General features: G+C 72.6%; 21 protein-coding genes. 4 read left to right on the plus strand and 17 right to left on the minus strand.

Translation table 11 applies throughout. The features are described 5' to 3' along the window. Window positions 1-66 precede the first annotated feature (66 nt). The 9 genes from lepB (ACN27C_RS00575) to proS all read right to left on the minus strand — a co-directional run bounded on the left by lepB (ACN27C_RS00575) (window position 67) and on the right by proS (window position 6590). Complete coding sequence (gene lepB / locus ACN27C_RS00575; RefSeq protein WP_030269957.1) at window positions 67-699, minus strand: signal peptidase I; 633 nt, start codon at window positions 697-699, stop codon at window positions 67-69. Beyond that, window positions 696-1577 carry a signal peptidase I gene (gene lepB / locus ACN27C_RS00580; RefSeq protein ID WP_151012662.1) on the minus strand — a complete coding sequence of 294 codons (882 nt, stop codon included), beginning with the start codon at window positions 1575-1577 and terminating at the stop codon, window positions 696-698. The genes lepB (ACN27C_RS00575) and lepB (ACN27C_RS00580) overlap by 4 nt, the downstream gene beginning before the upstream one ends. A 168-nt stretch (window positions 1578-1745) precedes the next feature. Then, entirely contained in the window at window positions 1746-2105 is a 360-nt protein-coding gene (gene rplS / locus ACN27C_RS00585; protein ID WP_013284591.1) for a 50S ribosomal protein L19, read from the minus strand. Between the two features lie 143 nt (window positions 2106-2248). Beyond that, window positions 2249-3037 carry a tRNA (guanosine(37)-N1)-methyltransferase TrmD gene (trmD, locus tag ACN27C_RS00590; protein WP_030269961.1) on the minus strand — a complete coding sequence of 263 codons (789 nt, stop codon included), beginning with the start codon at window positions 3035-3037 and terminating at the stop codon, window positions 2249-2251. A gap of 13 nt (window positions 3038-3050) precedes the next feature. Then, on the minus strand, window positions 3051-3590 hold the full coding sequence (gene rimM / locus ACN27C_RS00595) for a ribosome maturation factor RimM (protein ID WP_030269963.1): 540 nt from the start codon (window positions 3588-3590) through the stop codon (window positions 3051-3053). After that, window positions 3590-3850: an RNA-binding protein gene (locus tag ACN27C_RS00600; RefSeq protein ID WP_026268109.1), complete on the minus strand. Its 261-nt coding sequence runs from the start codon at window positions 3848-3850 to the stop codon at window positions 3590-3592. Before ACN27C_RS00600 ends, rimM begins: the two co-directional genes overlap by 1 nt. After that, window positions 3825-4271, minus strand: coding sequence for a 30S ribosomal protein S16 (rpsP, locus tag ACN27C_RS00605; protein WP_120571174.1), 447 nt, complete (start codon window positions 4269-4271; stop codon window positions 3825-3827). Before rpsP ends, ACN27C_RS00600 begins: the two co-directional genes overlap by 26 nt. Window positions 4272-4513: 242 nt before the next feature. Next, window positions 4514-5182, minus strand: coding sequence for a DUF402 domain-containing protein (locus tag ACN27C_RS00610; RefSeq protein WP_422750194.1), 669 nt, complete (start codon window positions 5180-5182; stop codon window positions 4514-4516). A 1-nt stretch (window position 5183) separates the two neighbouring features. Beyond that, window positions 5184-6590: a proline--tRNA ligase gene (gene proS / locus ACN27C_RS00615; RefSeq protein WP_120571176.1), complete on the minus strand. Its 1407-nt coding sequence runs from the start codon at window positions 6588-6590 to the stop codon at window positions 5184-5186. Window positions 6591-6659: 69 nt separating this feature from the next. Between proS and ACN27C_RS00620 the strand changes: the two genes are divergently transcribed. Together ACN27C_RS00620 and ACN27C_RS00625 are read left to right on the plus strand one after the other, a co-directional pair. After that, window positions 6660-7190: a hypothetical protein gene (locus ACN27C_RS00620; protein ID WP_120571177.1), complete on the plus strand. Its 531-nt coding sequence runs from the start codon at window positions 6660-6662 to the stop codon at window positions 7188-7190. A 25-nt stretch (window positions 7191-7215) separates the two neighbouring features. Next, entirely contained in the window at window positions 7216-7809 is a 594-nt protein-coding gene (locus tag ACN27C_RS00625; RefSeq protein ID WP_252449413.1) for a TetR/AcrR family transcriptional regulator, read from the plus strand. Window positions 7810-7831: 22 nt separating this feature from the next. Here the strand turns inward: ACN27C_RS00625 and ACN27C_RS00630 are convergent, their stop codons facing one another. From ACN27C_RS00630 to ftsY, 8 genes are all read right to left on the minus strand, one after another. Then, window positions 7832-8911, minus strand: a complete 1080-nt coding sequence (locus tag ACN27C_RS00630; RefSeq protein ID WP_252449414.1) for an amidohydrolase family protein — start codon at window positions 8909-8911, stop codon at window positions 7832-7834. Window positions 8912-8929: 18 nt separating this feature from the next. Continuing rightward, window positions 8930-9508, minus strand: coding sequence for a Uma2 family endonuclease (locus tag ACN27C_RS00635; RefSeq protein WP_120571180.1), 579 nt, complete (start codon window positions 9506-9508; stop codon window positions 8930-8932). A gap of 67 nt (window positions 9509-9575) precedes the next feature. Next, window positions 9576-11129: a signal recognition particle protein gene (gene ffh, locus ACN27C_RS00640; protein ID WP_121685483.1), complete on the minus strand. Its 1554-nt coding sequence runs from the start codon at window positions 11127-11129 to the stop codon at window positions 9576-9578. Between the two features lie 114 nt (window positions 11130-11243). Beyond that, window positions 11244-13505 carry a [protein-PII] uridylyltransferase gene (locus ACN27C_RS00645; protein ID WP_422750197.1) on the minus strand — a complete coding sequence of 754 codons (2262 nt, stop codon included), beginning with the start codon at window positions 13503-13505 and terminating at the stop codon, window positions 11244-11246. A gap of 17 nt (window positions 13506-13522) precedes the next feature. Beyond that, window positions 13523-13861, minus strand: a complete 339-nt coding sequence (locus ACN27C_RS00650; RefSeq protein WP_013284578.1) for a P-II family nitrogen regulator — start codon at window positions 13859-13861, stop codon at window positions 13523-13525. Between the two features lie 25 nt (window positions 13862-13886). Beyond that, a complete protein-coding gene (locus tag ACN27C_RS00655; protein ID WP_135243751.1) occupies window positions 13887-15242 on the minus strand; it encodes an ammonium transporter in 1356 nt (451 codons plus the stop codon). A gap of 166 nt (window positions 15243-15408) precedes the next feature. Continuing rightward, entirely contained in the window at window positions 15409-16272 is an 864-nt protein-coding gene (locus ACN27C_RS00660; RefSeq protein WP_174361701.1) for an aminoglycoside phosphotransferase family protein, read from the minus strand. An 8-nt stretch (window positions 16273-16280) separates the two neighbouring features. Next, complete coding sequence (gene ftsY / locus ACN27C_RS00665; RefSeq protein WP_120571183.1) at window positions 16281-17471, minus strand: signal recognition particle-docking protein FtsY; 1191 nt, start codon at window positions 17469-17471, stop codon at window positions 16281-16283. 148 nt (window positions 17472-17619) lie between these two features. On the opposite strand from ftsY, the gene ACN27C_RS00670 reads away from it, so the two are divergent. Both ACN27C_RS00670 and ACN27C_RS00675 read left to right on the plus strand, forming a co-directional pair. Continuing rightward, a complete protein-coding gene (locus ACN27C_RS00670) occupies window positions 17620-19332 on the plus strand; it encodes an alkaline phosphatase D family protein (protein WP_121685480.1) in 1713 nt (570 codons plus the stop codon). Window positions 19333-19345: 13 nt separating this feature from the next. Beyond that, a complete protein-coding gene (locus ACN27C_RS00675) occupies window positions 19346-19771 on the plus strand; it encodes a MarR family winged helix-turn-helix transcriptional regulator (RefSeq protein WP_120571185.1) in 426 nt (141 codons plus the stop codon). Window positions 19772-19845: the final 74 nt, after the last annotated feature.

Consider the following 19845-nt stretch of genomic DNA (forward strand, 5'->3'; position numbering starts at 1 on the left):
GACGAACGACCACGCCCTCCCGCCGCCGAGCCGGGGCCGGCGTGCCGGAGCGCGGCGCGGGCCGGCTCAGGGATTGGGGATCCCGTCGAACTGCTCGGGGACGCTGAGCCAGGTCGCGCGGCTGACCGGCCAGAAGATGGTGAAGGCCCGGCCGACGACCTCGCCCTCGGGGATGGTGGCGACGTTGATGTCCTCGCCCGACTGCTGCCAGTGCTCCAGCGAGTCGCCGGACGCCTCCCGGTGGTCACCCATGACCCACAGGCGCCCCTTCGGCACCGTGATGTCGAAGTCCTGGTCGGCGGGCTTGTTGCCGGGGAAGAGGAACGGCTCGTCGATCGGCTTGCCGTTGATGACCAGCCGGTCCTGCCCGCCGGTGCGGTCGCAGCAGACCACGTGATCGCCGCCGACGCCGATGATCCGCTTGATGAAGTCCTCACCGTCGGGGTCGCCGCTCCACTCGGTGGGCGCCTTGAAGACGATCACCTCGCCCCGGTGCGGCGAGCGGAAGTCGTAGACCAGCTTGTTGACAAGCACCCGATCGTCGATCTTCAGAGTGTTCTCCATGGACTGCGACGGGATGAAGAAGGTCTGCAGCACGAAGGCACGCACCAGCACCGCGACCAGGATCGCCACGCCCAGGAGGATGGGCAGCTCCTTCCAGAAGGAGCTGCGGGGCTTCTCGGTCTGCTCGTCGATCACGGGAGGAGCCTACGTCCAAGGGTGCGGCGCGGTCGCCCCGAACCCGCCAGAACGGTGAGCGTCGCCGCGAGCGGGAGGATCAGCACGACGCCGCCGACCGGGTCGGGATCCACCGGCAGCGGCCCCGCGGGCGCGGCGTCCGCGCGGGGCACGCTGGTGAACGTCTCCGGTACGGACAGAGTGGTCCACCGCTGCGACGGCCAGACGATCATGAAGGCCCGGCCGACCACGTTCTCGATCGGCACCGGCCCCTGACATCGGGCGTCCTGCGAGACCAGCCGGTGGTCACCCATCACGAAGATCTGCCCCGGCGGCACCACCACCTCGGTGAACTGCCGGGACCGGCACTCCTTGGGATTGGGCGGCAGCTCGACCGGGGAGTCCTCGGAGACGTACGCCTGCTCGTCCAGCGGCACCCCGTTGACCACCACCCGGCCGTCGTCGCAGCACCAGACCTTGTCGCCCGGTACGCCGATGACGCGCTTGATGAAGTCCTTCTCGCCGGGGCGGCTGACGCCCACCAGGTCGCCGAGCGTGCGGCCGACCCGGCCGGCGAAGTTGGCCGGCGGCGCGGGCGCCTCCTGGGCGACCCAGCGGTCGGTGCCCCGGAACACCACCACCTCGCCGCGGACCGGGTCGCGGACGTCGTAGACGACCTTGTTGACCAGCACCCGGTCGCCGACGAGCAGCGTGTTCTCCATCGACCCGGAGGGGATGAAGAACGCCTGGAGCAGGAAGGTGCGGATCAGCACCGCGAGGCAGAACGCCACGATCAGCAGCAGCGGCAGCTCCTGCCAGAGCGGCATCTGGCGGCGGCCGCGGCGGGCCCGCCGGCGCCAGGGATCGACGGCGCCGTCCTCGTCAACCATCTGCACCATGCCACTCTCCGGTCCGCGGAAACGACACTACCGCCCGGGAGTCTCCTCGGAGACCCCACGGGCGGTAGTGGACCGTTTCGCACCGTCCGGCTGCGCCCGTACCGACCAGGGTAATGCGGTCTGGTCGATACGACATCCGCGCAGCTCGGGCGGCGTGGCGTACGGACGTCAGTTCGCCGGCTGCTTCTCCCGCAGCTCCTTGATCTTGGCCTTCTTGCCGCGCAGCTCACGCAGGTAGTAGAGCTTGGCGCGACGCACGTCACCGCGGGTCACGACCTCGATCCGGTCGATGCCCGGGCCGTTGAGCGGGTAGGTCCGCTCCACGCCGACGCCGAAGCTGACCTTGCGGACCGAGAAGGTCTCGCGCAGACCGTCACCCTGGCGGCGGATGACGACGCCCTGGAAGATCTGGACCCGGGACCGGTTGCCCTCGACGACCCGCGCGTGCACCTTGACGGTGTCACCGGCACGGAAGTCGGGCAGGTCGGTACGCTTCGACTGGGCGTCAAGGGCGTCCAGGATGTTCATCGCTGTGTCCTCGTGAGGCTCACGGCGCATCGTCAGTCGATGCGCGGATGGGTGATTCTGACCCCCGGGTGGTGACCGGCGAGACCGGCCCCGGTCGAGGGTCCTCGCAGCCGCCCACGGCGCGGACGGATGCGGCAACCCCTCTACTTTGCCACATGCCCCGGCGGCGAGGAAAATCCGCCCCGGTCCAGCGTCGCCCGGTCCCGCTTGTCGAGCGTCTCCGGGGCCAGCGCGCCGATCATGTCGGGGCGCCGGGCCGCGGTCCGCAGCAGCGACTCGTCCCGCCGCCAGCGGTCGATCCTGGCGTGGTCGCCGGAGCGCAGCACCTCGGGCACGTCCAGCCCGCGCCAGCTCGCCGGCTTGGTGTAGAGCGGTGCCTCCAGCAGCCCGTGCGCGTGCGACTCCTCGTCCAGCGACCCGGCGTTGCCGAGCACGCCGGGCAGCAGCCGGGTGACCGCCTCCAGGATCACCAGCACGGCCACCTCGCCGCCGAACAGCACGTAGTCGCCGAGGGAGACCTCGGTCACCGGCATCCGGGTCGCCGCGTGGTCCAGCACCCGCTGGTCGATGCCCTCGTACCGGCCGCAGGCGAACAGCAGGTGCGACTCGGCGGCCAGCTCGTGCGCCAGGGCCTGGGTGAACGGGACGCCCGCGGGCGACGGCACGAGCAGCCGGGGCAGCGTGTGCCCGTCCGGGCTCAGCTCGCCGGGCGCCAGCGCGTCCAGCGCCTCGCCCCACGGCTCGGGCCGCATGACCATGCCCGGACCGCCGCCGTAGGGCGTGTCGTCGACGGTGCGGTGCACGTCGTGGGTCCAGGTCCGCAGATCGTGTACGGCCAGCCGCAGCGTGCCGTTCGCCCGGGCCTTGCCGATGAGCGAGAGATCCAGCGGGGCGAAGTACTCGGGGAAGATCGACACGATGTCGACGCGCATGCGGTGGCTCCAGCTAGAGGTCGAGCAGACCGCCGGGCAGGTCGACGACGACGCGACCGCCGGCCAGATCCACCTCGGGCACGATCGCCTTGACGAACGGGACCAGCGCGGTACGCCCCTCGGGGCGCCGCAGCACCAGCATGTCGGACGCGGGCGCGTGGTCGATGCGGGCGACCTCGCCCACGTGCTCGCCGTCGCGGGTGACCACGGTGAGCCCGACCAGCTGGTGGTCGTGGAACTCCTCCGGGTCCTCCGGCGGGGCGACGTCGGCGCTGTCCACGCCGAGCAGCGTGTTGCGCAGCGCCTCGGCGACGTCGCGCTCCAGCACGCCCTCGAAGGCGACGAGCAGGCGGCCCTGATGCCAGCGGGCCGACTCGACGGTGAGTGTCGGCGGCACCCGCCAGGCGCCGGGCTCCGACGGGGTGACCCCCGGCTCGGTGGTCAACACCGAACCGGGGGCGAACCGTGCTTCGGGCTCGTCGGTACGCACCTCCACGGTGACCTCACCGCGGATGCCGTGCGGCTTACCGATCCGGCCGACGACGAGAAGCATCAGTACGAGTCGACGATGTCGACGCGTACCCCACGCCCGCCGATGGAGCCGATGACCTGGCGCAGCGCCTTGGCGGTCCGGCCGGACCGCCCGATCACCGTGCCGAGGTCCTCGGGGTGCACGCGGACTTCGAGGCGCTTGCCCCGACGGGAGTCGACCATGCGCACCCGGACGTCGTCCGGGTGGTCGACGATGCCCTTGACCAGGTGCTCCAGAGCGGGACGCAGCGGCATGTCAGGCCTGCTCGCCGGACTCGGCACCGGTCTGCTCCTCGGCCTTGGGGGCCTCAGCCTCCGGCTTGGCGGCCTTCTTGGCCGGCTTCGCCGGGGTGTCCGCCACGCCGGCGGCGGCCTTCGCCTCGGCCTCGTACGCCGCCTTGCGGTCGGCCCGCTCGGGGGCGACCTTCAGCGGCGGCGGGGCCGGCAGGCCCTTGAACTTCTGCCAGTCACCGGTCAGCTCCAGCAGGCGCTGCACGGCCTCGCTCGGCTGGGCGCCGACCGAGAGCCAGTACTGGACCCGCTCCGACTTGACCTCGATCACCGAAGGGTCTTCCTTCGGCTGGTACACACCGACGAACTCGATCGCGCGACCGTCACGCTTGGTGCGCGAGTCGGCGACGACGATGCGGTACTGCGGGTTGCGGATCTTGCCCATCCGCAGGAGCCGGATCTTTACGGCCACAGTTGTTTCGCTCCTGTTGCGATCTCACCGGCCCGTACGGGCGGTGTGGCGGGTGAGCGCCGACCGGCACAGTGGGGTTTGGGCCGGAGACTGCTCGGTGAACTGGCGACGCGCCCGGGTTAGAGGGCGCCGGACGCGCGCCGGATACCAGCGACCCATTCTGCCAGATCCGGCCCGGAACTCTCACACCGGACCCGGACACCACGCCCGGGGCGGGGCGGGCCGTGACGGAGGACACCGGTTCAGCGCGCCGGCGGACGGTCCCAACCGGGCGGAAGTTCGTCCGGTACATCCCATTCCGCGGGTGGAGTGAAGTCGCACCAGGTGCCGTCGAACGGGAACTCGCCCGCCTCGGCGATCCGGATCACCCGCTCGCCCTCGGCGCGTACCGCCTTCTCGTCGGTCACCCAGTAGTGCTCCGGGAACGCCAGCCGCTCGGCGAACTCGTCCTCGTCCTTCCACTCCCAGCTCAGGTCCGGGTGGACCACCACGTCGAGGTCCTGGTCGACCATGTCGACCCCGGCCACCGCGCCGTCGTCCCAGCGGACGCCGGGCTCCTCCAGGTTCACGTACCAGTTCTGGAAGCGCCCTGCCGCGTCGCGGAACCACCAGACCGAGTGGGCCGCGCCCGTGGGCAGGAACTTCAGCACCGGGGGACCGTTCCACAGCCCCTGCGCGAGCCGGTAGGACGCCGTCACCCACTCGGCGAACGGCACGGCCCGCATGCCCAGGCCGGCCTCCGTCACCTCGTGCGCGACCGGCGCCGTCCGCGCCACCCAGAGCAGCAGGCCGCGCTCGTCGTCGGAGACCACGCGGGCCGACCGGACCCAGCCGATCCGGCCGTGCCGCACGTTCCGGTGCAGGATCAGCCGCCCCGGCGCGAACCGGCCGGCCGGATCGCCGGGCCGCATCTCAGTACGCGCGGGCGAGGATCGCCACCAGGTCGGGCTCGTCCTCCGAGTCCGGCACCGAGCCGTCGGCGCGCACCAGGCAACGGACCGTCACGCCCTGGCCGTTCGCCTCGGCCTCGCCCTCGACGCCGACCGCCGACCACGGCACCCGCGCCCAGCCGGTGGCGGACGCCTCGATCGCCTCGGCCAGCGTCGACACCTCGACGGTGCGGGACCGGCGGAACTCCAGCGCCTGGTCGTGCAGCGCCCGCTGGTCGGCCTCCAGCGCGGCCAGCACCGCACCGACCACGTCGGCGACCGGCGTCGGGGCCTTCGAGCCGTCCGTACGCCGGACCACCACCGCGTTGCCGGCGGCCAGGTCACGCGGGCCGACCTCGACGCGCACCGGGTAGCCGCGCAGCTCGGCGTCGACGGCGCGGCGGCCGAACGCGGTGTCGGTCCGGTCGTCGAGCGCCACCCGCACCCCGGCGTCCCGCAGTGCGTCGTGAAGCTTCCGGGCCGCCTCACCGACGCCGTCGCCGTCCTTGACGATCATCACGTACGCCTGGACCGGCGCCAGCTTCGGCGGCACCCGCAGCCCGTTGTCGTCGCCGTGGCACATGATCAGGCCGCCGAGCATCCGGGTGGACGTGCCCCAGGAGGTGGTCCACGCGTGCTCCCGGCCGCCCTCGGCCGAGGAGTAGCTGATGTCGAACGCCTTGGCGAAGTTCTGGCCCAGCTCGTGGCTGGTGCCCAGCTGGAGCGCCTTGCCGTCGCCCATCATGCCCTCGCACGTGTACGTGGCGGTGGCGCCGGCGAAGCGCTCCCGGGCGGTCTTCAGGCCGACCACCACCGGGATGCCGAGCACGTTGACCATCAGGTCCTCGTACGCCTCGTGCAGGATCCGCCGGGCGTAGGCGCGGGCGTCGGAGCGGGTCGCGTGCGCGGTGTGCCCCTCCTGCCAGAGGAACTCACTGGTACGCAGGAAGATCCGCGGGCGCAGCTCCCACCGGACCACGTTGGCCCACTGGTTGAGCAGCAGCGGCAGGTCGCGGTACGAGTCGATCCACTTGGCCATGAACTCGCCGATGACCGTCTCGCTCGTGGGGCGCACCACCACCGGCTCGGCGAGCTGCTTGCCGCCACCGTGCGTGACCACCGCCAGCTCCGGCGAGAAGCCCTCGACGTGCTCGGCCTCGCGCTTGAGGTAGCTCTCCGGGATGAACAGCGGGAAGTACGCGTTCTCCGCGCCGGCCGCCTTGATCCGGGCGTCCATCTCGGCCTGCATCCGCTCCCAGATGGCGTAGCCGGCCGGTCGGATCACCATGGTCCCCCGGACCGGGCCGTTGTCGGCCAGCTTCGCCTTGGCGATCAGGTCCTGGTACCAGCGGGGAAAGTCCTCCGCACGGGGAGTGAGCACGCGTGCCATGACCGCACATCCTATGCGTCCAGTGACGGGTCGCCGCAGCCGGGCGCGCCCGCACTACCATCTGCCGTCATGCTCTCCCCCAGCCCCGACCCGGCACCGGCGCTGGCCCCGCTCGCCGCCCGCTGGGTGGCCTGGGTGGCCGCCCACCGCCAGCCGGTCAACCCGCTCAAGGACACCACCGGCCGGCACGGCGGGCGCCACCAGCCGGACGACGTGTGGTTCCTCGCCGGCACGCAGGGCGGCGGGGTCGCCCGGCGTTGCGTGGTACCGGCGGGTCGCCCCCTGTTCTTCCCGGCGATCTGCTGCTGGCGGGTCGGCCGCCGGGACGGCCCGGTCGCGCCGATGCCCCACGCCGGCGGGCACGCCGAACTGGACGGGGTCGCGGTGCCGGTGCGGCCGGCGGGCTCCCCCGCCTCGTTCCCGGTACGGGGGTTCTTCAACAACGTCGTCACCGCGTGGCCGTGGCCGGTGCACGTCTCCTGCTGGGGCCTGTGGGGTCTGGTGCCGCCACCCGCGCCGGGGACGCACCACCTGACCTTCGGCGGCCACGACGGCGGATCGTTCCGGGTCGAGGCGGAGTACGAACTCGAGGTGCGCTGACGAGCGCCCGTAGACTTCGATCACCATGCCTAAGCCGAGGAATGTCACACCGGTGCGCGAGTCGATCGTCGACGCCGCCCGTTCGCTGACCGTCACGACCGGCTGGGCCGGGGTCCGGATGGGCGCCGTCGCGAGCGCGGCGGGGGTGAGCCGGCAGACGGTCTACAACGAGTTCGGCACCAAGGCGGGCCTGGGCGATGCGCTGGCCCGGCACGAGGTGGACCGGTTCGTCGGCCAGGTCCGGTCCGCGCTCGACGAGCACGACTCGGACGTCCGCGCGGCCGCGTACGCGGCGATCCACCGCACCCTCGCCTCGGCCGCCGAGAACCCGCTGGTCCGGGCGGTGCTGACCAGCACCCGGGGCGGTTCGGAGGAGCTGCTGCCGTACCTGACCACCCGGTCCGAACTGGTGCTCGCCGAGGCCGCGGCGGCGCTGCTGGAGTGGACCGGGCACCGCCTGCCGGACGCCGACCCGGCGGCGCTGGCGTTCGCGGCGGACAGCGTCGTACGCCTGGTGGTGAGCCACATCGTGCTGCCCGGCGGCCCGGTCGAGGAGACCGCCGACCGGCTGGCCGACCTGGCGGTGCGCCTGTTCGTGATGGCGGCGACCGCCCGCTAGGCCCGCCGCCCGCGACGGCCGCTCAGCGGACGACCCGGCCGCGCAGCACGATCCGGCTGGGCGCGCGGACCACGCGCAGGTCGCGGCGCGGATCCTCGGGGTAGACCACCAGGTCGGCGAGGCCGCCCTCGACCAGTCCGGGGAAGCCGAGCCACTCGCGGGCCCCCCAGGAGGCGGCCGCCAGCACGTCCGGGGCGGACATCCCGGCCTGCTCGTGCAGCAGCAGCATCTCCTCGGCCGCCAGGCCGTGGTCGATGCCGCCGCCCGCGTCGGTGCCGACGTAGATCGGCACGCCCGCCTCGTGCGCGGCGCGCACCACCTCGGGGAAGCGGTCCCGCAGGGCGAGCATGTGGTCGGCGTACCCGGGGAACTTGGGCCGGGCCTGCTCCGCGATGTGGCCGAACGTCCGGATGTTGATCATCGTGGGGACCAACGCGGTGCCCTGCCGGGCCATCAGGTCGATCAGGTCGAGGCTCAGCCCGGTGCCGTGCTCCACCGAGTCCACCCCGGCCCGCACCATGATCTCCACGGCCGACTCGGAGAAGGTGTGCACCGCCGCGCGTACCCCGGCGGCGTGCGCGGCGGCGACCGCCGCGGTCATGGTGTCGGCGTCCCAGGCCGGCGCCAGGTCCCCCACCCCCCTGTCGATCCAGTCGCCGACCAGCTTGACCCAGCCGTTGCCGGCCGCGGCCTGCGCGGCCACCGTCGCGGCCACCTCCGCGGCGCCGACCTCCACGCCGATGTCGCGCAGGTAGCGCTTCGGCGGCGCGACGTGCCGGCCCGCGCGGGACAGTCGCGGCAGGTCCGGCTCGTCCTCCAGTTCGGGGTACGGGTACGGCGAGCCGGCGTCGCGGATCGCCAGCACGCCCGCGTCCCGGTCGATCCGGGCCAGCTCCCGGGCCTGGTCGAGCGACGTGATCGGGCTGCCGCCGCGGGCGATGCCGATGTGACAGTGCGCGTCGGTCAGGCCGGGCAGGACGAAACCGCCGTCGGCCACCGTCTCGGCGCCGGGCACCGGTTCGAAGGTGACCCGGTCGCCGACCAGCCAGACGTCCCGGACCTCGTCGTCGGGAAGGAACACACCGCGCACGTGCAGAGCCATGTGCACAGTCCTACCCGATCAGTCCTCCTCGCCGGCGAGCAGGTCGTTGCGGCGCGCGGTCAGCGCCGGCAGATCGACCGAGACCTTCCAGGGCCGCTCGGTGACGAACAGGTCCTCGGCCTGACTGACCTGCTTGTACTCGCGATTGGCGCCAAGCACGTACTCAGTCAGCGTGATCTTCTCCTTGACCGGGTCGAGCACCCAGTAGGAGCGGACACCGGCGTGCGCGTAGACCCTGGCCTTGTCGTACATGTCGCGGAAGGTGGAGGTCGGCGAGATGACCTCGACGGCGAGCACCGCGTCCTCGACCGGCAACGGGCTCCGGTTGGCGTTACCCCGCACGACCGCGACGACGTCCGGCCGGGGCTCGTTCCGGTGGTCGACCCGCATCGACAGGTCGATCCCGACCTGGTACTCCTTCGGGCAGTTGACGCGGAGCGCGAGCAGCAACTCGACACACATGTCCTGGTGCAGCAGAGTGGGCGACGGCACGATCAACCTTCCGTTGATCAGTTCGTACGGAAGGTCCTTGGGCAGCTCGCCCAGGTCGTCGACCGTCCACTCGTGCCGCTCCGGCAGGATCGGGGCCGCGGTCATTGACATCTCCTTCCAGGGGGCGACATCACCTTAAGAGACAGCAATGTCGCCCACCGTCACCGACACGCTAGCGGGGGCCCTTGTCGCCGCCCTTGCCCAGCTTGTTGAAGTCGATCTTCGGGAGCTTGAAGCCCGGCGGCAGGCCCTGCCCACCGGCCAGGTCACCCGGGTCCAGGCCCGGCGGAAGCTGCGGCATGCCGCCCGGGAAGCCACCCGGCATCCCGGCGCCGGTACGCGGCCGCCCGCCGCCCTTCGTACCCTTGCGCTTGTTCTTCGGCGACTTGGTCGCCTTGCGCCGGCCACCGCCGGGCAGGCCCATCATGCCGCCCATCTGCTTCATCATCTTCTGCGCGTCGGCGAAGCGGTTGAGCAGCTGGTTGACGTCCATGACGGTGACGCCGGAGCCGCCCGCGATCCGGGCCCGGCGGGAGCCGTTGATGATCTTCGGGTTGGTGCGCTCGGCCGGGGTCATCGACCGGATGATCGCGGTGACCCGGTCGAAGTGCTTGTCGTCCAGCTCGGCGAGCTGGTCCTTCATCTGCCCCATGCCCGGCATCATGGCCAGCACGTTGGCGATCGGGCCCATCCGCCGGACCGCGATGAGCTGGTCGAGGAAGTCCTCCAGCGTGAAGGTCTCCCCGCCCATCAGCTTGGCGGTCATCTTCTCCTTCTGATCGGAGTCGAAGGCCGCCTCGGCCTGCTCGATCAGAGTGAGGACGTCGCCCATGCCGAGGATCCGGCTGGCCATCCGGTCCGGGTGGAAGACGTCGAAGTCCTCCAGCTTCTCGCCGGTGGAGGCGAACAGGATCGGCTGGCCGGTCACCTCGCGGACGGAGAGCGCGGCGCCACCGCGGGCGTCGCCGTCGAGCTTGGACAGCACCACGCCGGTGATGCCCACGCCGTCGCGGAACGCCTCGGCGGTGCGTACCGCGTCCTGACCGACCATGGCGTCGATGACGAAGATGACCTCGTCGGGCTGGACCGCGTCGCGGATGTTCGCGGCCTGCTGCATCATCTCGGTGTCGATACCGAGCCGGCCGGCGGTGTCGACGATGACGATGTCCCGGGCGGCGCGGCGGGCGTGCTCGATCGAGTCGCGGGCCACCTGCACCGGGTCGCCGACGCCGTTGCCGGGCGCCGGGGCGTACACCTCGACACCGGCCCGGCCACCGAGCACCTGGAGCTGCCCGACGGCGTTGGGACGCTGGAGGTCGGCGGCGACGAGCAGCGGCTGGTGGCCCTGGCTCTTGAGCCAGCGGGCCAGCTTGCCGGCGAGCGTCGTCTTGCCGGAGCCCTGGAGGCCGGCCAGCATGATCACCGTCGGCGGGTTCTTGGCGAACTGGAGCCGCCGCCCCTCGCCACCGAGGACGTTGATCAGCTCCTCGTTGACGATCTTGACGATCTGCTGCGCCGGGTTGAGCGCCTGGGAGACCTCGGCGCTGCGCGCCCGCTCCTTGACGTTCGCGATGAAGCCCTTGACCACCGGCAGGGCGACGTCGGCCTCCAGCAACGCCATCCGGATCTCGCGCGCGGTGGCGTCGATGTCGGCGTCGGTGAGCCGGCCCTTGCCGCGGAGCTTGGTGAAGATCCCGGACAGGCGGTCACTCAAGGTGTCAAACACGCGAACATCCCGTTTGTCGTTTTCGGCGGGCACATGCTGCCGGGCCGGTGGTCCAGCCCACCGTTAGGGTATCCCGCCGCCCACCCGCCCGCTCCGGCCCGGCAGCCCGTTCCGCTACACGGCGGCGAGCACGGCGGCCTCGATCCGGGCCCGTTCCTCGTCCGAGAGCCCGCCGCCGACCAGGTAGAACGTGTCCACCACGTCGCCGCCGAGCGTCGAGATCCGGGCCGCACGCACCTGGGCGCCGGCCTCGTCCAGCGCACAGGTGACCCGGTACAGCAGCCCGGCCGCGTCGGCGGCCCGCAGCTCCAGCAGGACCGCGTCGGTGGCCGCCTCCCGGTGCCAGACCACCCGGGGCGCGGCACCCTGGCCGCGCGCGGCGAGCGCCCGCCCGCGCAGCCGCTGGATGACCGAGACGTCGCCGCCGACCGCGCGGCGCAGGTCGGCGCTGAGCGCGATCGGCTCCGGGGCCAGCCCGTAGCGCGGCTGCACCCGGCACTCGACCAGGGCCCGGCCGTCGACGGTGGCGGCGTCCGCGGAGATCACCTCCAGGCGGTGCAGCGCCAGGCAGCCGGCGACCGTCGCGAGCAGCCCGCGCCGGTCGGCCGCGGCCACCGACACCCGGTCCTCCCCCAGGTGTACGACCGGCAGCGGCCCCGCCACCAGCGCCGGGTCCGGGGCCGGCGGGGCGGGCACCACGCCCGTGTCCAGCGTGGTGCGCACCCGGCTCACCAGTTCGGCGATCAGCCGGCCCTTCCAGCCGGACCAGGCGGCCGGGCCGGTGGCGGCGGCGTCGGCGCGGACCAGGGCGTGCAGCAGTTCCAGCGTGCCGGTGTCGCCGACGCGCCCGGCGACCCCCGCGATGGTCTTCGGGTCGGACAGGTCGCGCCGGGTGGCCACGTCGGGCAGCAGCAGGTGCAGCCGGACCAGTGTGCCGATGAGCGCCGCCTCGTCCGGCGGCAGCCCGACCCGGGTGGCGACCGCCTCGGCCAGCGGCGCGCCCACTGTCGAATGGTCACCGGGCAGTCCCTTGCCGATGTCGTGCAGGAACGCGCCGAGCAGCAGCAGGTCCGGCCGTTCCACGTCGCGGGTGTGCCGGCTCGCCTCGTACGCGGTCTGCACCAGGTGCCGGTCGAGCGTGAACCGGTGCACCGGGTTGTGCTGGGGCAGGCTGCGCATCCGGGTCCACTCGGGCAGCCAGCGGTCGATCAGCCCGTACCTGTCGCAGGTCTCCCATGCGGGCACCAGGCCCGGACCGGCGCCGAGCAGGGTGATCAGCGCGGCGCGGGCCGCCGGTGGCCAGGGCGCGGGCAGCGGCGGGCAGTACGCGGCCAGCCACTCGCAGGTGGCCCGCGCGATCGGCAGCCGGGTGGTGGCGGCCGCGGCGGCCACGCGCAGCGACAGGCTCGGGTCGGGGCGGGCCCCGATGGCGGTGCGGGCGAGCACCAGTTCCCCGTCCTGCTCCACCACGTCCCGGGCGACCGGGCGGCGCAGCGGACGGCCGGGCGCGGCGCGGTGCCGCCCGGAGCGGAGCCGGTCGGCGGCCCGCCAGGCGTCGTCGAGGGCGTGGCTCACCGTGCGGGCGTCGCCGGCCACCAGCCGCAGCAGCGCGTCGCCGTCCTCGGCGCCGAGCAGGCGCGCCACGCCCTCGCGTTCCTGGGCGACCAGGCGGTCGACCCGGCGGCCCACCTGCTGGTGCAGCGCGTCGCGGGTGTCCAGCAGCCGCCGGTGTGCCGCGTACACGGCCGGGCGGAGCGCGTCGGTGACCCCGGCGGTGGCGATGGCGCGCAGGATGCCCACGTCGCGCAGCCCGCCGGCCGCCTCCTTGAGGTCGCCTTCGAGCAGGAAGGCCAGTTCGCCGTGCGCCTCCCAGCGGGCGGCGGTGATCTCGCGCAGGCCGGGGAGCTGGCGGATCGCGGTCCGCCGCCAGTGGTCGGTGGCGGTACGGGAGAGCTGGTCGGTGAGCGCCGGGTCGCCCGCCACGTGCCGGGCGTCGAGCAGGCCGAGGGCGACCTTGACGTCGTCCTGGGCCACCGACAGCGCCTCGGCTACGGTGCGCACCGAGTGGTCCAGCCGCAGTCCGGCGTCCCAGATCGGATACCAGAGCGACGCGGCCAGCTCGTCGATGCCGGGCACCCCGGCGTGCAGCAGCACCAGGTCGAGGTCGCCGTAGGGGGCGCACTGGCGGCGGCCCAGCCCGCCCACCGCGACGAGCGCGACGCCGTCCCGGTCCGGGAAGGCCCGGCACAGCCAGGCGTCGAGCGCGTCGGCCCGCGCGGACCGGGCGGCCGCGCCGATGCCCCCGGGTACGCCGACGACCTCGTTGACCACCGCCTGGCCCTCGGAGGGGCCGGTGGCGGTGGTCAACGAGGTCATGTCGGCGGATCCGGCGATCAGAGGGCGTCGAGCCCGCGCTCGCCGGTACGCACCCGGACGACCTCCTCGACGCCGGTCACCCAGACCTTGCCGTCGCCGATCTTGCCGGTCCGGGCGGCGCCGACGATCGCGTCCACGATCTTGTCGACGTCCATCTCGTCGGTGAGCACCTCGACCCGGATCTTGGGCAGGAACTCGACCGTGTACTCGGCACCCCGGTAGACCTCGGTGTGCCCCTTCTGCCGGCCGTAGCCCTGGACCTCGCTGACGGTCAGCCCGGCCACGCCGAGCGCGTGCAGGGCCTCCTTCACCGCGTCCAGCTGGTACGGCTTGATGACCGCGGTCACCAGCTTCATGTCCAACCCCTCCATCCCAGGAACGTTAACCGGCGACCTTCTCGCTGACCGGCGCGGACTCGTCGGACTCGACGGCGGGCTCCGCGGCCGGCTTGCCGGCGCCGATCCCGGCCATCGCGAACGCGCCACCGCTGCTGCCCGTGGTGGGCGACAGGTCGTAGCCGCTCTCCGCGTGCTCGGCGATGTCGATGCCGTCGACCTCGGCCTCGGCGGAGACCCGCAGGCCGATCGTCTTGTCGATCACGAAGCCCAGGGCGAAGGCGACCACGAACGAGTAGACGCTCACGATCAGCGCGCTGATCGCCTGCTTGCCGAGCAGCGAGGCGTCGCCGCCGACGAACAGGCCGTCGGTCTCCACCAGCGAGCTGACCGAGGCGGTGCCGAACAGGCCGATCCAGAGGCAGCCGATCCAGCCGCCGACGAAGTGCACGCCGACCACGTCGAGCGAGTCGTCGTAGCCGAGCCGGTACTTCAGGCCGACCGCGAGGGCGCAGACCGCACCGGCCACCACGCCCAGCAGCACCGCTGCGGCCGGGGTGATGAACGCACAGGCCGGGGTGATCGCGACCAGGCCGGCGATGGCGCCGGACGAGGCGCCGACCAGGGTCGGCTTGCCGTCGCGCAGCCACTCCACCACGATCCAGCCGAGCAGCGCGGCGGCGGTGGCGACCTGGGTGTTGATGAACGCCAGCGCGGTGACCCCGTCGGCGGTCAGCTCGGAGCCGGCGTTGAAGCCGAACCAGCCGAACCACAGCAGCGCGGCGCCGAGGGCGACCATCGGGACGTTGTGCGGCTTCATGCTCTCGCGCGGCCAGCCGACCCGCTTGCCGAGCACGAGCACCAGCGCGAGCGCCGCCGCACCGGCGTTGATGTGCACGGCGGTACCACCGGCGAAGTCCAGCGCGCCGATGTCGCCGCCGATCAGCCCGCCGCCCCAGACCATGTGGGCGACCGGGAAGTAGACCAGGGTGGCCCAGCCGAACGCGAACAGCAGCCAGCCGGCGAACTTCACCCGGTCGGAGAGCGCGCCGCTGATCAGCGCCACGGTGATGATCGCGAACATCATCTGGAAGGCGATGAAGACGTAGATCGGGATGCCGGTCTCGCCCCACAGGTCGTTCTCGCCGACGAAGGTCTTGGTGCCCAGGTACTGGCCCAGGTCACCCCAGAACCTGCCGCCCTCGCCGAAGGCGACGGTGAAGCCGTAGAAAAGCCACAGGATGCTGACGAGCCCGATGGACGAGAAGCTCATCATCATCATGTTCAGAACGCCCTTGGACCGGTTCAGGCCGCCGTAGAACAGCGCGAGACCGGGGGTCATGAGCAGCACGAGGGCAGTCGAGACAAGCAACCAGGCAGTGTTCCCGGTGTCGATCTCCACGCTGCCTCCTCTCGTTGTCGTATTCCTCCCTCCGACTGAGACCTGGCAGCATCGCCCGTCAGCCGGTTGCGCGGAAGCTTTGTCGCCGGCTGTTTCCTTCAGCGACACCGCGCGATTTCCGACGCGTGACGGGTTGTTTCCGGCGTGTGAAGAACGCCGATCTTGGTCAGCGGAGCGCGTACTCCAGCTGGTGCCGCTCGTAGTCGAGCAGCCGCAGGTCGCGCATAGGGCGACGCAGGTGACCCTTGTGGACGATCCGGACGAACGCCGGCTCACCGGCGGCGGCCATCCGCCGGATGCCCTCGACGTGGTCGACGATGCGCTTGCGGATGGTCCGGATGAGGCGGTGCCGGTCGCGCGGGATCAGCCCGTACGCGTCGGCGAACAGCCGCAGCCGGCGCGGCCGGTCCGGGTGCTTCCAGCCGAGCGTGATCGAGTCGCGGTCGGAGAAGATCGGCACCCAGGTCCAGGCCGCGTACGCCACGTCGTAGATGCGGGCGCCCGGCGAGGCGAGGTCGAAGTCGATCAGCCCGAGCGTGCCGTCCGGCCGCCAGATCACGTTGTGCGGCGCGGCGTCATGGTGGCAGATGACCTCGGTGTCCGGCGGGGGCGGCCCGAACGAGCGCCAGACCGCGCCGGGCGGCGGGGTGAAGCCGTACTGCGCGTCGTGGAACATCCGCAGCATGGTGGCCACCGTCACCAGGGCCTCGTCGGTGACCCAGTGCGGGGCCAGCGGGTACTCCCCGCACTCCCCCTCCAGGTACGACAGGACCTCCCGGTTGCGCTCGTCCATGCCGAGCGCCCGGGGCGCGCCGGTGAATCCGACGTACTCCAGGTGGCGCAGCAGCGCGTGCACGGAGGGCGTCCACGGGCCGGCGTTGCGCCGGACCGTGTCGCCCACACGGACCACTGTGCTCACGTTCCCGCCGTGCAGCGGGATCTCCTGCGAAGTCACGTACGGTCTCCCGAGGCGTGGCGACGGGTGGCTGGGGTCGCGCCACCCCGCGTAGGCGCGATCGTCAGTCGTCACGGGAGAGGCTACGCGTCCCGGGCGAGCGGCTCGGTGCCGAGCAACGCGTCGACGAACTGGGCCGGGTCGAACGGGGCCAGGTCGTCCTTGCCCTCGCCGAGGCCGACGAGCTTGACCGGGATGCCGAGCTTGCGCTGCACGGCGATCACGATGCCGCCCTTGGCCGTGCCGTCGAGCTTGGTCAGCACCACGCCGGTGACGTTCACCGCCTCGGTGAAGACCCGCGCCTGCTCCAGCCCGTTCTGGCCGGTGGTGGCGTCGAGGATCAGCAGCGTCTCGTCGATCGGGCCGTGCTTCTCCACCACCCGCTTGACCTTGCCCAGCTCGTCCATCAGGCCGACCTTGTTCTGCAGCCGGCCGGCGGTGTCGATGAGCACGGTGTCGACGCCGGTGTCGATGCCGCGCTTGACCGCGTCGAACGCGACGCTCGCCGGGTCGGCGGCCTCGGGCCCGCGGACCGTCTCGGCGCCCACCCGGCCGCCCCAGGTCTCCAGCTGGTCGGCGGCGGCGGCCCGGAACGTGTCGGCCGCGCCGAGCAGCACGCTGCGGCCGTCCGCGACCAGCACCCGGGCGATCTTGCCGCAGGTGGTGGTCTTGCCGGCGCCGTTGACGCCGACCACGAGCACCACCGCCGGGACGCCCTCCTTCGGCGCGGTGCGCAGCGCGCGGTCCAGGCCCGGGTCGAGCGCGTTGACCAGCTCGGCGGCGAGCAGCGCCCGCAGTTCGTCACCGGTACGGGTGCCGAGCACCCGGGTCCGCTCGCGCAGCCGGTCGACGATCTCCCGGGTGGCGTCGATGCCGACGTCGGCGGTGATCAGGCTGTCCTCGATCTCCTCCCAGGTGTCCTCGTCCAGCCGGTCGCGGCTGAGCAGGCCGAGCAGGCCCTTGCCGAAGACGTTCTGCGAGCGGGACAGCCGCGAGCGCAGCCGGACCAGGCGGCCGGCCGTGGGTTCCGGCACCTCGACCTGCGGCACCTCGACCGGAGGGGCCGGCGGCGCCTCCACCACCACGCCGGTGGTGAGTTCCGCCTCCGGGGCCTCGACCGGCGGGCCGGCCAGGTCCTCCTCCGTCCGGGTGTCGACCTCCGTACGCGGCAGCGGCGGCTGCGGGCGCCGGCGCAGCCGGGGCACCACGAGGCTCAGGCCGCCGATGATCAGCACGCCGAGCAGGGCGAGAGCGACGAGGAGGTATTCCGTCATGCCCGAAATCCTGTCAGATGCCGGCGACGGCGTCCCACTCACCGCCTCGGCACGCGAACAACCTGCGGGTACGCTCGCACCGGAAGGCGTACCGCAACCGCCGGCCGGGTAGGGAACAGCCGAAACGATCTTGTCGGAGGTGTATGTCGTGCCCGGTTCCCGCCTGCTCATCGGCCCGTTGCTGCGCCGGGTCGTCGACACGCGGGCGACCGTCTGGGTCGAGACGAGCGCGCCCGCGGTGGTCACCGTCCGCACGGCCGACGGCGCCACCGGCAGCGCACCGACCTTCTCCGCGTACGACCACCACTACGCGATCGTGGTGGTGACCGGGCTCACCCCGGACAGCGTCACGACCTACGAGGTGCTGATCGACGACGAGGTGGCGTGGCCGCTGCCCGACTCGTCGTTCCCGCCCAGCGTGATCCGGACCCGCGCGCTCGACGACGCGGACCAGCCGGTGCGGCTGCTGTTCGGCTCCTGCCGGGAGACCACCCAGCACTCCACCGCGCGGAAGCTGCCGCCGGACGCGCTCGACGCGTACGCCCGGCGGGTGATGGCCGCGCCCGACGACGCCGCGCTGCCCGACCTGCTGGTGCTGCTCGGCGACCAGGTGTACGCGGACGAGACCTCGCCGACGGTGCGGCGGCTGCTCAAGCGGCGCCGGCGGCGGCCGAAGGACGCCCCGGCGACGCAGGTGGTCAGCTTCGACGAGTACACCAAGCTCTACCTGGAGTCGTGGCGCGACCCGGAGATCCGCTGGCTGTTCTCCACCGTGCCGAGCGTGATGATCTTCGACGACCACGAGGTGATCGACGACTGGAACACCTCGCAGTCGTGGCGCGCGGACATGCGCGAGCAGCCGTGGTGGGCCGAGCGGATCCGCAGCGGCCTCGCCTCCTACTGGGTCTATCAGCACCTGGGCAACCTGAGCCCGGACGAGATCGCCGCCGACCCGGTGTACGCGAAGGTGATGGCCGCCGAGGACGCCACGAGCGTGCTGCACGAGTTCGGCGAGCGGGTCGACAAGGAGGCCGACCTGGCGCACGACACCGAGCGCTGGCGGGCCGTGCAGTACCAGTGGAGCTACGCGCTGGACCTGGGCCGTACCCGCCTGGTCATGCTGGACAACCGGTCCAGCCGGGTGCTCCAGCCGGGCAACCGGGCGATGCTGCCGCCGGGCGAGTGGTCGTGGTTCCTCGACCAGGCGCACGGCACCTACGACCACCTGGTGGTGGGCAGCTCGCTGCCGTGGCTGCTGCCGCCGGGCATCCACCACGTCGAGGCGTGGAACGAGCGCCTGGCCGACTCCAGCCGGCCCTGGGTGGCCCGGCTCTCCGAGCAGATCCGCCGGGCCCTGGACCTGGAGCACTGGGCGGCGTTCCGGCGCTCGTTCGAGGCGCTGGGCGAGCTGTTCGCGCGGCTGGGCAGCGGCACCGCGCCGCGCACCGGGGCGCGGGTGGGCGCCGGGCCGGCGTACGCGCGACCGGCCTCGATCAGCGTGCTCTCCGGTGACGTGCACCACTCGTACGTGGCCCGGGCCCGGTTCGCCGACCGTGACGTCCGCACGCCCGTGCACCAGCTCACCTGTTCGCCGATCCACAACCAGGTGCCGGCCGGCATGCGCCCGCTGATGACGCTCGGCTGGAATCCGGGTCCGGCCGGGGCGACCCGGGCGCTGGCGCGTTCGGCCGGGGTACGCCGCCCGCCGGTGCGCTGGCGGAAGCTGGCCGGACCCTATTTCGGCAACGCGGTGGCCACGCTCACCCACCAGGGCCGTAAGGCCGCCGTGGTGATCGAGGGCACGACCAGCGACGGCGAGCTGCGGCCGGTGGCGCAACAGCAACTCAGCGACGGGGACTGAGTACCCTCTGAGCGTGGACGAGACGCTGCGCGCCGTGGAGCACGAGTTGACCGCGTTGCTGCGCCGCGGCCGGGCGCTGTCCTGGGAGATCGCCCGCGAGGTCCACCCGAATCTGGAGCCCAACGCGTACGGCCTGCTGCTCTGGCTGCGCCGCTCGGGCTCGATCCGGCTCACCGACCTGGCCGCGAAGCTGGGCATCGGCAAGGGCACGCTCAGCCGCCAGATCGGCGGGCTGGAGGCACTGGGCCTGGTCCGCCGCGACCCGGACCCGACGGACCGCCGGGCGGCCCAGCTCAGCCTCACCGAGGAGGGCACCCGGCGGTTCGACGCGGCCCGGGCGGCCCGACTCGGACAGATAAGGCGTTCCCTCGAAAGCTGGCCGCAAGAGGACGTCGCGGACCTCGCCCGCCTGATGCACCGCTTCAACGAGTCGTTCTGACCCGGCCCCACCTGGAACAAAGCCCGCCCGGGCGAAGTTGTTGCTTTGGGCAACCACCTCCTACGGTTGCCCGA

The sequence above is a fragment of the Micromonospora sp. WMMD1219 genome (assembly GCF_049315215.1).
In the GTDB taxonomy this organism is placed as follows: domain Bacteria; phylum Actinomycetota; class Actinomycetes; order Mycobacteriales; family Micromonosporaceae; genus Micromonospora; species Micromonospora tulbaghiae.

Excerpts from the sequence above, each read along its gene's own strand:
- lepB (WP_151012662.1), bottom strand. The coding sequence starts at position 1,577 with ATGGTGCAGATGGTTGACGAGGACGGCGCCGTCGATCCCTGGCGCCGG.
- rplS (WP_013284591.1), bottom strand. The coding sequence starts at position 2,105 with ATGAACATCCTGGACGCCCTTGACGCCCAGTCGAAGCGTACCGACCTG.
- trmD (WP_030269961.1), bottom strand. The coding sequence starts at position 3,037 with ATGCGCGTCGACATCGTGTCGATCTTCCCCGAGTACTTCGCCCCGCTG.
- rimM (WP_030269963.1), bottom strand. The coding sequence starts at position 3,590 with ATGCTTCTCGTCGTCGGCCGGATCGGTAAGCCGCACGGCATCCGCGGT.
- ACN27C_RS00610 (WP_422750194.1), bottom strand. The coding sequence starts at position 5,182 with ATGCGGCCCGGCGATCCGGCCGGCCGGTTCGCGCCGGGGCGGCTGATC.
- proS (WP_120571176.1), bottom strand. The coding sequence starts at position 6,590 with ATGGCACGCGTGCTCACTCCCCGTGCGGAGGACTTTCCCCGCTGGTAC.
- ACN27C_RS00620 (WP_120571177.1), top strand. The coding sequence starts at position 6,660 with ATGCTCTCCCCCAGCCCCGACCCGGCACCGGCGCTGGCCCCGCTCGCC.
- ACN27C_RS00625 (WP_252449413.1), top strand. The coding sequence starts at position 7,216 with ATGCCTAAGCCGAGGAATGTCACACCGGTGCGCGAGTCGATCGTCGAC.
- ACN27C_RS00630 (WP_252449414.1), bottom strand. The coding sequence starts at position 8,911 with ATGGCTCTGCACGTGCGCGGTGTGTTCCTTCCCGACGACGAGGTCCGG.
- ACN27C_RS00635 (WP_120571180.1), bottom strand. The coding sequence starts at position 9,508 with ATGACCGCGGCCCCGATCCTGCCGGAGCGGCACGAGTGGACGGTCGAC.
- ACN27C_RS00645 (WP_422750197.1), bottom strand. The coding sequence starts at position 13,505 with ATGACCTCGTTGACCACCGCCACCGGCCCCTCCGAGGGCCAGGCGGTG.
- ACN27C_RS00650 (WP_013284578.1), bottom strand. The coding sequence starts at position 13,861 with ATGAAGCTGGTGACCGCGGTCATCAAGCCGTACCAGCTGGACGCGGTG.
- ftsY (WP_120571183.1), bottom strand. The coding sequence starts at position 17,471 with ATGACGGAATACCTCCTCGTCGCTCTCGCCCTGCTCGGCGTGCTGATC.